Raw genomic sequence first — 12,250 nt, forward strand, 5'->3', positions numbered from 1 at the left:
TTACCCCGCGTCTTTGAGTTCAAAATGGCCGTTTTCCAGATCGACATCGGTGCGAAACAGAAACTCCAGCGGGTACGGCACGCACCACAAGCGCCCTTTGATTTCAATCGACAACACGTTATGCAGGTCGAGCGACGTGGTGTCGGAAAGGCAACGCACTTGCAACCCCTGCGGCAGAATGCGCGGCTCGAAATTGATAATCGCCTCGGTGAGCTTGCGCTGGATGTCATGCCATTCGATATCGGACATCCGTTTCCCCGCGAGCGGCGCGACGCCGAAGTTAACCACCGAGCGACGGACCTGCGGCAGCAGGCTGAGGTCGTGCGAAGAATCATGGTTGATGGTGTTAAACAGCCATTGCAGATCGCGCAGCACGTGACGACGCAGCGCGGAATGGCTTATCAGGTTGCTGTTTGCCGACTCTTTGACTTTATCCGGCTCGTTATCCGTGAGCCGGTCAAGCAGCGAGGGCTGCATTTTATCGCGCGCCCCCACTTTCTCCTGCCTGCTGCGGGCGTGCCAGCCGCTGCGCAGCAGATCGCCTTCGCCTGCGGGTCTATTCATGCGCGTCGCCTGCCGTGAACGTGACCAGGCTTAGCGAGAGCAGCGGGCTTTCGTTTTGCTCGTCAAGCCAGGCCTTCTGCCCCAGCCCCTGGTATAGCGTCTCGTCGCTATCAAGCGGCAGCCATTCGGTGGCGCGCCCAAGCTTGATATGGTCGCCCGCCTCTGGCGCAAAGGGATAGCGCGCCGGGATCTGACAGACCTGCTCGGCGCCGTCGGTAAGACGCACCAGCGCGTGGCGCCAGACTAAATCGGTGACGCTCGCCGGCGCCTGGAAACGAATCTCTTCGATGGCGCTGAACGGTAGCCAGACGTAGCGGCCATTGACGATGGCTTCGCACACCGGCCCCAGCCGGGCGTCGCCATCCATCAGCCATGCAAACGGCTGCGTTTTTTCATTCTCAAAGGTCAGCTGGCCCGGATTCGCCTCGGCCTCTTCCAGCGCCTGCAGGCGCAGCGCCTGGGCGCGTTCGCCGGTTTCCGCCAGCGCTGAAGCGAGTGTTGCAAGCCATGGCCACTGGGCGTCCGGCATCGACGGGCGTGCCTTACCGGCTAACACCTGCTCGCGTTGCTGCTCGCCCGCAATGGCCTGCTCAAGCAGCGTAACGGTGGGCTTCGCCTGCGGTTTTAACGCAAGCCAGCTTTTCAGCTGGGTCAGCGCCCGGGACCAGTTGCCGTCGAGCGCCAGAAACTGCACGAAAGCGGCGCGCAGGTCGGCGTCCGCCGGGCGGGTTTTGATTTCGCCTTCAAGGCGCAGCAGCGCGGCGTTGAGCGACTCGCCGCCCAGCTGGTGATAAAGCGTATTCATAGCGGCTCCTTAGTTTGCTGCGCGCCAGGCGCCAACGGCGGGATCGCGCAGCTGCGGGCGCAGCGCGTCAATCAGCACAATATTGAGATGGGCGTTCGGGGCGAGCCACGGGCTCCAGAGTTGTTTCACCGCATCGAGGCGCGCCTGCAAACGCACGTCGTCGCTGGCGAGATCGCGGGAGACTTCCACCGCCACCGTGCCTTCGCTCTTCCAGCTGTTCAGCGCGCTGTCGTAAGGCAGGATCATCCAGCTCTGGTCGCTGTTCTCGGTGCTGAAGACCATGCGCTCTTTGTTAACCGAGGTGATAAGCACTTTCTCCGGGTCGACGCTGTCGTTCAGCCCCACCACCGGGAAACCGTGAATGTAAGTCACCTGCGTCTCCTTTGGCGCGCCGTTGCTGACCTGCGTCACCACGGCATGGCCGCTCAGCCAGCTGCCTTTCTCACAGCCTGCCGCGCCGGAGGCCGGAATAAACAGCGCGGGGGCCGCTGCGCCGCCCTGCCAGAAGGTGCGCAGGTGACAGCCGTCCTGCAGGGTGAATTCCTGCCACGGCGAGCGGTCCGCCGCAGGCGACAGCGTTTCCGGGCTCTGCTCGGGCAGCGAGAGCGCGTTGCCGGCGGGCGCGCTGGCGGCAGAGACCGCCAGCTGCGGCTGCTGCTGCTGCGACGCGACGTCTACCGCCCACGCTTTGGCTTTGCTTGCCGTGCCCTGCGCCAGCGTCTGCCCCTGCGGATCGTTCAGTTTCCAGGTGAGCTGTTGCAGCTTGCCGCACTGGTGCTCCAGCAGCGAGCCAAGACGCGGCACGAAGTTATCGAGGATGGAGACCTCTTTGTTGCCGTTCGCCACAATGCGCAGCGCCAGCGTCGGCTTACACCAGCTTTGCGGCGTTTTGTCTTTGATGTCATCTATCCAGACATCCAGCTTTTGCGAAGGCGACTGTACGATGCGGTAATTTTCAGCCTGGGCGGTGGTAGCCACCGCCAGGAGCGCCAAACCCGATAGCCAAAGTTTCATATCAATCCTTGTGTGTCTCATCAGTCCCGCAGGGGAAAAAACTGCGCTGCGTCAGAAAGCGTGTGCAGCAAAGTGGTGTCCTGAGGGCTGCCCATCCACACCGCCACGGCGGTGTAGTTATCCTGAGCGCTGCCCTCGCTTTCGCCATTTCTTTGAATGATCTGGTTCATCAACGTCAGCCACTCCTGCGGCGTGTTGACCATGTGCAGCGACTGCTTCATCTGCTCTTCGCTGACGCCATGCCAGAAGCCGTCGGTGCAGAGTAAAAAGGCGTCGCCATCTTCCACCGGCACCACGTCGCTGTAGCTCGCCTCCGGTCCGCCGTTCTCCATCCCCAGCGCCAGATAAAGCAGGTTGCTGTTAATGTTGTCGGTCTGATGACCGGCGTCTTTCATCTGCTGAACCAGACTGTGGTCGGTGGTGACGTGATAGAGCCAGCCGCGCCGAAACAGATAGAGGCGGCTGTCGCCCGCGTGCGCCCAGTAGGCGAGCCGGTAGTCGCGATCGATGAACAGGCTCACCAGCGTGGTGCCCATGCGGCGGTAATCCTGCGCCGCCTGCTGCTCGCTCAGAATGGCGCGGTTCGCCTGCTGAACGTAGTCGCGAATATGCTGCGCGTTTAAGTGTTTATCGCCATCGAAGCGGGAAAGGATGCTGTTGCGGGCGAGCTCGGCGGCGACATCGCCGCCAGGCAGCCCGGCGATGCCGTCGCAGACGACAAAACAGGCCGAACGTTCCCCGATGGTTTCTCCCGTCTGATCCTGGTTGCTGGAACGCGTTCCCTGGCGGGAGAGAGAAGCCGTTGCGATGTTCATTCTTCTTCCGATCCGCTCTGTGAGTCTTTGTACTGATTCACTTCCATGTCATAGGCGTGCAGGAACGCCTCGCCAAACAGGGTGTGGAAGTCATCTTCTATCTCCCCCGCCGTCTCGCCGTAGGTGCGAACAAAATAGTCCCACAGCGCTCCTTTGCGGCTGCCCGGCAGCGACAGGCGCGAGGTGACGCCGTCAAGCTTCGCCTGCTCTTCCAGCTGTTCCGGGTTAAAGGATTGCAGCATCGCGGCGATGATGGCGCGGATGCCGGAGATCATCCCAAGCTGGTGCGCCTGTAAATCGATAAGCGCGTCGCGCACCGATTTTTTCGGCGGCATAAAGCCCGGCATGCGGGTGCCGAACATCTGCATCAGCACCGTTTTACCGGAAGGCAGCAGCTTGAACGGGTTGTTGGCGTCGTCCAGCACCATGGTCATGTCCGCTTTCACGCCGCGTTTGAGGATGGAGCGCGACGAGAGCAGCGCCACCGTACCCTGCGAGAACATGCTGAGGATCTGCCCGAGCTGGCGCATGTTTTCCCGGTCGAACTGCGGCACCGGCTGCATATCGCCAAGGCCCATGCCCTCCAGCAGCGCTTCCAGCAATTCGCCCTGCAGCACGTCGCCGCGAGCGGGCTGCTGAGGCGCAACCGACGAGGAGGCGGCGTTCTGCACCGGGTCGATACGCAGGCGGCCTTTCGGCGTCTGGGTGGCGCTGCGCGCCACCGCCTGCGGCGTCGGCATGGTGAACCCGGCGTACTCCTGGCGGCCCGGCTCTTCCGCTGGCGTATCGGCGTCTTGACGCGGCGGTTCGGCATCGAACAGCGGCGAAGCGGCCAGCGGTTCGCTGTCCTGCGCGTTGTCTGAAGAGCCTTCCCGGGCGTCCGCCAGCGGCGCGCCGCCCATCAGGCCCAGCGGGTCGTTCTCTTGCGCTTTGGCGGCTGGCGGCTCGTCGCCAAACAGCCCCAGCGGATCGCGCTGTTCCGTTTTCGCGGCGGCGTGCGCTTCAGCGGTTAGCGGTTCGCCACCGAGCAGCCCCAGCGGATCCGCCTCTTGCGGCGGCGCCGTTTTCGGCGCCCGCTCCTGCGCCGTGGCGGACGCCTCGCGCGCGTCGGCAGACGCGTTCTGCTGGTCCGCCAGATCGTCCGGGTGCGTTAACGGCGCGCCGCCCATCAGACCAAGCGGGTCGTCGTTGCGCGCGGCGGGCGCGCTCGCCCCGCCGCTGAACAGCGCCAGCGGATCGAGCTCATCCTGCGGCGCTTCTTTTGGCAGGGTTGGTTCGTTCGCTTTAGGCGCCACCAGCGTGGAGGGCGTGGCGTCGTTAAAAATGCTGTCGTTCTTAAACAGCGCGTCGTCGCTGAACAGCTTGTCGGTATCGACATGCTTACGCTCAAGCTGCGGATCGCTGTCCCGGAACATCGCCAGCGGATCGTCTGTATTGCGCTCCGGCGCTTTCGGCTGGGCGAACGGGTCGTGCGAAGCGGCGGGCTGCGGCTTCGCGCGGTTGCTGGAGATGCTGTCGGAGATAGAGAACTCCTGCATCAGGCTGTCCCAGATTTCCGTCGGCACCGCCGTTGGCGCAGACTCTGCGCGCGCTGACGCGCTGGCAGGCTTCGGCGCAGGCGCGGCGGCTGGCGCGGGCGGCGGCGTGATGGCCGCGGCCATGCGGCTCACCGGCTGGGTGTCCTGGTGCAGACTGGTCACTTCGATGCGGTAATCATCGATGCCGAGGATGTCACCGTCCTGCAACTCCACCTGACGCCCCCGCTCCAGCGGGATGTCGTTCAGCACAACGCGGGTGACGCTGCCGCGGTTGGTGATGCGGCACTCGCCCTGGGCATCGACATGAACAATCGCCTGCAGGCGAGAAATGACGCGGTCGTTGTCCGGCAGCACCAGGTTGTTATCCGTGCCGCGGCCGATAGTGCCGCCGGGGGCATAAAACTCACAGCCGCCCTGGGGCGGCTGGTGGCCAGGTTTTGTGGAAATAATCGTGAATCGCATAGCGTATTCCTGCTGGTATGATTAGCGCTCAAACGTCGCGTTTCTGTTCAGACGCCCGGCGTTTGAGTGCTGAGAAACAGAGCAGCGCCTGCGCGCCGCTCGTCATGGTCCGTTATTTAGCCGCGCGCTTCACAACCGGAGCGGTTCATTTTGTTGATAAGATTCATATAAGCGCTATTAACCGCATCGCTGCGCATGCGAATACTCATATTGGATTTGAGAAAATGGTTAACCGCCAGACTGCCTTTCTCCGCGTCGCGTAGCGCGCTACGGCCTGCGCCCAGCAGGTCGTTAACTTCGCTTTTCAGCGGCTCGCACCCCTGGTTCATCTCGGCGAGTTTATCCAGCGACTGGCGGAACTGGTTATCTATCTCCTTACTCGGCTTCTCGTCGTTGTAGGCGTTGAAGAAGGTTTCCCCGGCATTCATGGTCTCTTTTGCATAGAGCGCGATGCCGCTGCGGTAGTAATCCGGCGAGCCTTTTTTCGCACTTTCGAAAGTATGTCGAAGATTGGCGTCATCGCGTTTTTCAAGCGCGGTATTGAAGTTCTGCTGGGCGCCCGCCAGGGTTGTCATCAGCGTGACATACTGCTCTTCTTTCTCGCGCGCCTTCTGGCCGCCATCCGCCAGCATCCCTTTTGAATCCTGATAATCATTCAACTCTTTCACCAGCGGCAGCGCGGCGTTGAGCGCATTACCGTATGATTCGGCTGGCGCGTCGAGATCCGCCATGGCAGGTTTCATGGCGCGCGCTTCGCTAAGATGCTCGGCCATACGCTTCAGCGAGGTATCGTCGGCCACCCAGTAGGCGTCGTAATCGCCGTTTTTCTTCTGACGCTTCATATAGTCGATATGCTTCGCCAGATCGCTCGCCGCGCTGTAGCTAAAGCTGTTCGCCGCATCCACATAGGCGTTAAATTTGGCTATCTCTTGTTGCTCGGTGTTTTCCTGCTGCGCTGCCGGGTCCGGCATGGCGCCGGCGCTGTTTTTCTGGTCATCACAACCGGCGCTGGCAAAACAGGCCATCGCGATTAACGAGGCGAGACAACACTGCTTTATAGTCTTCTTCATTCCTTTTTCCTTGCTATTACGAAGCGTGAGCCTGCGTCATATCAGCCGATATAACGTGAAATAAGGCAGGGTGTTTTAATAATGTTTAAAACCTTTGGCATTACAGGCTTTAGGCTGCCAGAGACGCTTTTAACGCCCCCTATTTCTTATCGTCTGATGTATTAAAATAAAAAAGAACCAGGTAACTCTCGCAACTGAAATGCAGGCGGTCTTTAGCGTTTAAGTATCACCAGAAAGACCAGAACTACTATCAGAAAACCTATAAACCAAATCAGTTGGTAGAATTTCTTGATCCAGGAGAAATCATAGGTTGAAAGCAGAAATTTGCTGGCCTCAGGCTCAACCCATCTGTTTTTAGCGATTTGATAACGTTCGCCTTTAAGGATTTTCGCAAGCAGCGAGACACGATATCCAAAGCCTGGCGCACCAAGCTGTTGGAAGAAGTAATAATCATCCAGGCTAATCATTTGACGTTGACGTAACTGGTCGAAAGCATTGGCAACTTGCTCTGTGTATTTTTTATAAAAGCGGTAATAAAGGTAAAGAGCAAATACACCACAAATAAATGTAGCAAGGCCAACAGATACATAAATCAATGCGTATGTAAGTTTCATTGTAGCGAGGCCTGTACAAACATAAATCATCGTCTATATCCGCCAACTCTCAGGCGACAATTTTTCATTCAATGATTATTTCAAGAAAATCCATATCGCAGCCAGGATTAGAAACCATAATGTTACTATCGCAAATTGTATTATTAAGCGGCAGTGAAGCGTTAAAATCCAGCCTATCTTATCTTGCGGCAAAGACTGTACAAAGTGGTAGGCTTCTGGCTGTACATATCGCTCTTTGGTATATTTCATCCTTACGCCTTTATGCAGCCGGACAAACCAGATTATTTTTTGATAGAGAGCCAAAGCGCCAAATTAACTCGCGACATTAGTTACCAGATCAATATCCAACCCTCTCTGGCGATATTCAGACAGCAAGACATTATATTTATGCTCATTCTTCTTAAAAAAACGGGCATTGGCAATGCTTAAAGAAACTAAAATCGCTAATAAAAAAATTATTGAGAACAATAAAAACGCCTCAATTTTCATAGAACCTTATCCACCAGGCATTCTCATAGCGCCGCGTCAATAAAAACGACAATCAATCCACAATCTAATCCGAACCCCATAAGCATGATATTTTGATAAAAGCCGCGTATCCAGAAAAAATCATAATGCTTTTTTTACAAGCTCAGCGGCTTCAGGTTCAATCCAGCTTTTTTATCGAGCTGAAAGCGTTTACCCTTCAAGATCAAGGCCATTATTGACACCCGATAACCAAACCCCGGCGCGCCCAATTGCTCATAAAAGAGATAATTATCGGAATGAATTAATGAACGCTCATTTAACATTTTTACAAGCGCTTGCAAGTTCAACAGTATGTTTTCGATAGGACAGATAATAATTGACCAAAGCAAAAACAAAGGAAATCTGTATTAACAAGCAAATAGTTAGCTTTAAAAGGTTAATTACCATGTTACCAGAGCCTAACTTACTAAGACGAATAGAGGTACATGACGAGTTGCCACAGCACCCGTAATGTCATTCAAACTATCAACGCCATACCCATCATTATTATAAAAAGAAAACTGATAACCAGAATTAACTTATAAAAAGTGTGCACCCATGTTAAATCATAATTTCTGAGTAACAGCTCTTTTGCTTGCGGTTCGATCCAACGCCCCTTTGCTATCTGAAAACGCTGGCCCTTCAGGATTTTTTTAATACTGACATTCTGAAGCCAAAACCTGCTATACCCAGGTGTTCATAGAACCCATAGTCTTCTGCTCTAACAAATGCATTACGTTGAAGCAGATTAAATATCGCTTGTACTTGACCATCATAGTTACTGTAAAAGCGGTAATAAATCATTGCGGTTATCGCGGCACCGATAAGAATAACTAACGCAATAGCAATACAGACAATATCCATTTTTAATTAATCGCTAAACTTTATTCCGCATTTTTACCGTAGAGATTGTGAATAGCATCGCTGTCAGCAATTAACGTGCATTTCAGTACCTGATACTCGCCGACGCCTGTACCGCCAACTTTCTCTTTAAGCTGACGGTCGATAACCGTATCTGCTTCTTCAAACGCCTCAACGGGCAAAGTACTGGCTTCAAGCCAGGCGGCGGCACTGGCGTTAGCGTCATCTTTCAGCGATGCGCTGTCGGCGATTTTACCCAGACAACGGCTTTGTACCCAGTTAGCGAAGATCTGCTGCCGGGAGAACGAATTCACCTCGGGCAGCGTTTGCGCGGCGATGGCGGATGAAACAAAGCTCTCTGTGCTGCATAAGGCTAACGAGGCAAAAACTATCAATTCCGCACGCATTTCTTTTCCCTGTTACGCCTAACCAGCACGGCAAATTCAGTGGCAGAGAATCGGCGTCTTTCTCTGCCAATTAATTATCCTGTTTACCTTTATACTCTTTAACCAGATCAGATAATTCTTTGCTGTGATAAAAGTCGATGCACTTTGCCATCGTCATCGACACGCCGGCTTGGCTGCCATATTTTTTATCAAGGAAGGTTTTACCAAGTTTCTCTACAGCCGTATGCGCTTCAAGAGAATAATCACCAAGCTCCAGGTATCCCCTCGCTGCGGCAGACGCATCTTTTTTAACTTCTTCGGCCTGATACCCCTGCGCCAGACAGGTGCTCAGTGCATAATTTTTGAGGTATTCCTCAGGGCTGTATATCACCGCGGCGTATGAAATTTGAGTAAGCAGTACCAGCGAAGCGAATACCATTACGTGGATTTTTGTCATTATGACCTTGCCAAGGGATTGATACAGGCAGCGTACTTTAGCAGGTTTCCAAGTTAAGAGCGGCATGAATTAAGTACTTACGAGCTCTGTTGGAGCAATAATAAAGCAGGCAACATAACCACAGCGCGAAATCATGTCGCCTGCGGGCACGCTTACTGTTCGTAAGGCATTTCTTGCAGCGTTTTTGTGCGTTCGGTATCAAACTGCGTAACGCACTCATTGGTGAAATCGAGACGCAAGTTAGTGCCTTTCGTTGCCGGGTGTGCTTTCAAACTACACTGTAAGTCACGGAATTTCAGCCAGGCACGCTGCGCTTCAACGAACATATTCATATATTCTTTTTTTACCACCGGCTCGTTAGCAAAGATTTGTTCGATGCGTTTTTTCGCATTTGCATATTCTTTATTGAGCGCAGCTTCAGCTTCAGCTTTATTGCTTGTTGAGCAATTAAGCACTTCGGTATCATTTTCCCCTTGAGAACAATCCTGCAATGCGTATGCATTTGCTGTAAACATTATAGCCAACGTCAATACTGGAACCGAAAATCTGAAATTCATTTGTCACTCCTGATTACAGAAACTTCTTTAAATAATCCGCACGATGTCGGCCTTTTTCATAACGGCTGACCTCCGCCGTTTCTTGAATATATTTTATCAACGAGGGAATGTCATTGGTCATACAGGATTTCATAACGCGTTCCCAACCCATACCCTGATAAACAAAATCAACAACCAGCTCTTTAATAGCTGGATGTAAATTTTCCCACGGCGTTCTTGTCGGGAAAGCGCTGGTCTTATTTAAATAGACCATTCTTGCAGAACTGGCGTAACCGGGATAGATTAATTCAAACAACCTGGCCTGTTCTTCTCGGGTAATTATACCACAGCTCTCAACATGTCTCTTTACAAACCTTTGCGCACTGGTACCAGTTAATTTTGCACCTTCCGATAGTAACTGTGCCTGTTCGGCCGGAATACCCACACGAATCATATCCTGATATATGACATTGGCCGTACGTCCGCCCATATCGTAGCCGCGCCCGATAGTCACTCCGGAAACCCCGCCCGGCCAGTGAATGCGACGGCTGAAATAGATACTGGACAGCATATCATTACCTTCAGCGTTAAACGTGAGTTGCCCTTCCTTTACGGTTAAACGACCAGACGAGAAATTACGTGGGCCCTCTGGTTGCGGAAAAGATGTTTGTGTCGGTTGCGATGGCTGTGGAATCGGTTTGACATTCGAACTGCCCAAGCCAGCCAGATTGCGCCATGTACGCCCGTTAAGATTAATCAGGCCATCCGGGTTACGCATGAATTTTGCCTGAAAGCTTTTAATCGCGTGCAAGGTTTTCGGGCCGAACATGCCGTCCGCCTGAAGTTGCGGGAAACCATTTTTTTGTAATAACTGCTGTACCAATTTTACATCAGCAGGGGCATTACGCCCACCAAAGCCAACTGTTCCTATAATTGCCATATTGATATCCCAGTGTAACTAGTATTGGGGTATTTAATTTTTTTGACGGTCCCTGCTGGTGTAAAAAATGCAGAGAAAAAAGCAATCCCCTGTAGGGGATTGCTTTTCCGTTATCACACTTCTTTGTTTTCTTTGATGTTCCAGCCAGCGCTGCTTTCTGCGCCTTTACCGCCAGCGGAAGTCTGCTCCCAGTACTGCTGTTTCACTTTCGCAGCCTGGAAGGCATAGGTCACGCCCAAAGTGTCGTCGTGCTCCGAACCGTTGTACTGTACGGATGTTACCAGCACGTCTTCCAGCGTAACACGCGCGTATTCCACCTGCTGGCCGCCTGCTTTGCAGACAGACAGTTCTACTTTGGTCAGGTGCTTACCGCTGGCGCAGTGTTTCAGGATTGCTGTAGTCGATTTGTCGATCAGCGCATTAACGTGCAGATCGTTAAAGTTCACTTTACCGGCACCGCCGCCGCCGCCAACGCTCATATTACCCGGCTGGGATGCGCCCCAGGAAAAAGAGGTAATATCAGTCCAGCCGGTGTGGTTAGAATCTTTAGATTCGCCGGTTACGCCGTCGACCTTCAGGAACATATCAATAGCCATAATATCTACTCTTCGTTAATGAAAATTATTGCTTTCGAAAAAGCACTTATATGGCAAACAGGAAAGCATGGGGCTGAATAAAACCGTCCATATTTTACCTCTGCCTCATATCAAACGACCTATGTCATTTGACAGTCTTACATTCCCCCTGAATGAAAGGAAAGAATGTGAAGTCTTTTACTACTGTGGATTATCCTGATTCCAGGTGCGGTCAGGATTTTCTAATAAAACCGCTTTCGCCACCTTATCCAGTTCAGGGCTGTGGTATAAACGCAGACAATTTAGCGTTAACCCTTTATTGTCCTTACTACGGTCGCTATGCGAATAATTAATAGCGCCTTTAAACTGGTCGATCAGGTCATTGATTTTCTTGTCACCGTTATCAATATCAAAAGGCACCCATTCACGCAGGGCATTTGATGTGTGCGCCGCATCGAGCGAAAATGTGGAATATGGCTCAGCAATTTGTGCCAGGCAGCGCGCCAGCACAATATCTTTTACGACCTGTATGTATGGCTTATCTTTAATAAAAGCGACAGGATCGGATGTCGCACCGGCAAAAGCGCTGTTGCAAATAAACAGCAAAGCGAAAATATCTTTTTTCATGGTGTTTTAATGACAGTTCGTCACCTTTTTTACCGCCTCGACGATAAGCGCGGCGGCACGCTCTTTTTTTAGCCGCTCGGGTGATACTTTTGCAAAGTACCCGTAGGTCCATTCGTGCAAAGCGCCAGGTTTAATGGGTCGGTCAGCACACCACTGCGATCCTTCAGTGGCATCCAGCACACCTGCGAAATACATATCGGCTTTGATACGCTCGCGCTCGTTCTGCCTGTTGCTCCATGCGGCGAAAAAACGCGCCCCCGTCATGTGGTTGTCAAAACGGGTTAATAATGCCGGGTCGCGCGGAAATACGGCGGTACTGTCTTCAGGCAAAGACTCTGCTCGCGGGTATGTATAAATCGTGTTTTTTGCTGCGGCTAAAGCCGACAGCGCCAGCAGTCCGCCTGCAAGGGCAAGGCGCATTTTCATCACGCTTCCTTGTGTGTCTTACGCTAATGACAGGCCGTAAGGAGTGCCCTTAC

At 53.4% G+C, this 12,250-nt stretch carries 14 protein-coding genes; all 14 read right to left on the minus strand.

Features of this window, described 5'->3' with window-relative positions:
• Positions 1 to 564: a type VI secretion system baseplate subunit TssE gene (gene tssE, locus ACU4F7_RS13005; protein WP_029591742.1), complete on the minus strand. Its 564-nt coding sequence runs from the start codon at positions 562 to 564 to the stop codon at positions 1 to 3.
• Positions 557 to 1,369, minus strand: a complete 813-nt coding sequence (locus ACU4F7_RS13010) for a type VI secretion system accessory protein TagJ (RefSeq protein ID WP_481637088.1) — start codon at positions 1,367 to 1,369, stop codon at positions 557 to 559. Before ACU4F7_RS13010 ends, tssE begins: the two co-directional genes overlap by 8 nt.
• Positions 1,370 to 1,378: 9 nt before the next feature.
• Positions 1,379 to 2,383, minus strand: coding sequence for a hypothetical protein (locus ACU4F7_RS13015; RefSeq protein WP_481637089.1), 1,005 nt, complete (start codon positions 2,381 to 2,383; stop codon positions 1,379 to 1,381).
• Between the two features lie 20 nt (positions 2,384 to 2,403).
• Positions 2,404 to 3,198 (minus strand): PP2C family protein-serine/threonine phosphatase, encoded by a 795-nt coding sequence (locus ACU4F7_RS13020; RefSeq protein WP_029591745.1) that lies wholly within the window; start codon positions 3,196 to 3,198, stop codon positions 2,404 to 2,406.
• Positions 3,195 to 5,198, minus strand: a complete 2,004-nt coding sequence (tagH, locus tag ACU4F7_RS13025) for a type VI secretion system-associated FHA domain protein TagH (protein WP_481637090.1) — start codon at positions 5,196 to 5,198, stop codon at positions 3,195 to 3,197. The genes ACU4F7_RS13020 and tagH overlap by 4 nt, the downstream gene beginning before the upstream one ends.
• Before the next feature lie 116 nt (positions 5,199 to 5,314).
• Positions 5,315 to 6,268, minus strand: coding sequence for a DUF3829 domain-containing protein (locus ACU4F7_RS13030; protein WP_029591747.1), 954 nt, complete (start codon positions 6,266 to 6,268; stop codon positions 5,315 to 5,317).
• 212 nt (positions 6,269 to 6,480) lie between these two features.
• Complete coding sequence (locus tag ACU4F7_RS13035) at positions 6,481 to 6,882, minus strand: hypothetical protein (protein ID WP_481637091.1); 402 nt, start codon at positions 6,880 to 6,882, stop codon at positions 6,481 to 6,483.
• A 1,391-nt stretch (positions 6,883 to 8,273) separates the two neighbouring features.
• The gene (locus tag ACU4F7_RS13040; protein ID WP_048888619.1) at positions 8,274 to 8,657 is read right to left on the minus strand and encodes a T6SS amidase immunity protein Tai4 family protein; all 384 of its coding nucleotides are present in this window, start codon (positions 8,655 to 8,657) and stop codon (positions 8,274 to 8,276) included.
• A 70-nt stretch (positions 8,658 to 8,727) separates the two neighbouring features.
• Positions 8,728 to 9,075 carry a T6SS amidase immunity protein Tai4 family protein gene (locus ACU4F7_RS13045; protein ID WP_481638731.1) on the minus strand — a complete coding sequence of 116 codons (348 nt, stop codon included), beginning with the start codon at positions 9,073 to 9,075 and terminating at the stop codon, positions 8,728 to 8,730.
• A gap of 170 nt (positions 9,076 to 9,245) precedes the next feature.
• Positions 9,246 to 9,650, minus strand: a complete 405-nt coding sequence (locus ACU4F7_RS13050; RefSeq protein ID WP_481637092.1) for a lysozyme inhibitor LprI family protein — start codon at positions 9,648 to 9,650, stop codon at positions 9,246 to 9,248.
• Positions 9,651 to 9,663: 13 nt separating this feature from the next.
• Positions 9,664 to 10,569, minus strand: coding sequence for a peptidoglycan-binding protein (locus tag ACU4F7_RS13055; protein ID WP_110877541.1), 906 nt, complete (start codon positions 10,567 to 10,569; stop codon positions 9,664 to 9,666).
• 113 nt (positions 10,570 to 10,682) lie between these two features.
• Entirely contained in the window at positions 10,683 to 11,165 is a 483-nt protein-coding gene (locus ACU4F7_RS13060; RefSeq protein ID WP_481637093.1) for an Hcp family type VI secretion system effector, read from the minus strand.
• A gap of 180 nt (positions 11,166 to 11,345) precedes the next feature.
• A complete protein-coding gene (locus ACU4F7_RS13065; protein WP_481637094.1) occupies positions 11,346 to 11,771 on the minus strand; it encodes a T6SS amidase immunity protein Tai4 family protein in 426 nt (141 codons plus the stop codon).
• Between the two features lie 6 nt (positions 11,772 to 11,777).
• Positions 11,778 to 12,197: a Rap1a/Tai family immunity protein gene (locus ACU4F7_RS13070; protein ID WP_481637095.1), complete on the minus strand. Its 420-nt coding sequence runs from the start codon at positions 12,195 to 12,197 to the stop codon at positions 11,778 to 11,780.
• Positions 12,198 to 12,250: the final 53 nt, after the last annotated feature.

This window comes from Franconibacter pulveris (assembly GCF_056780215.1).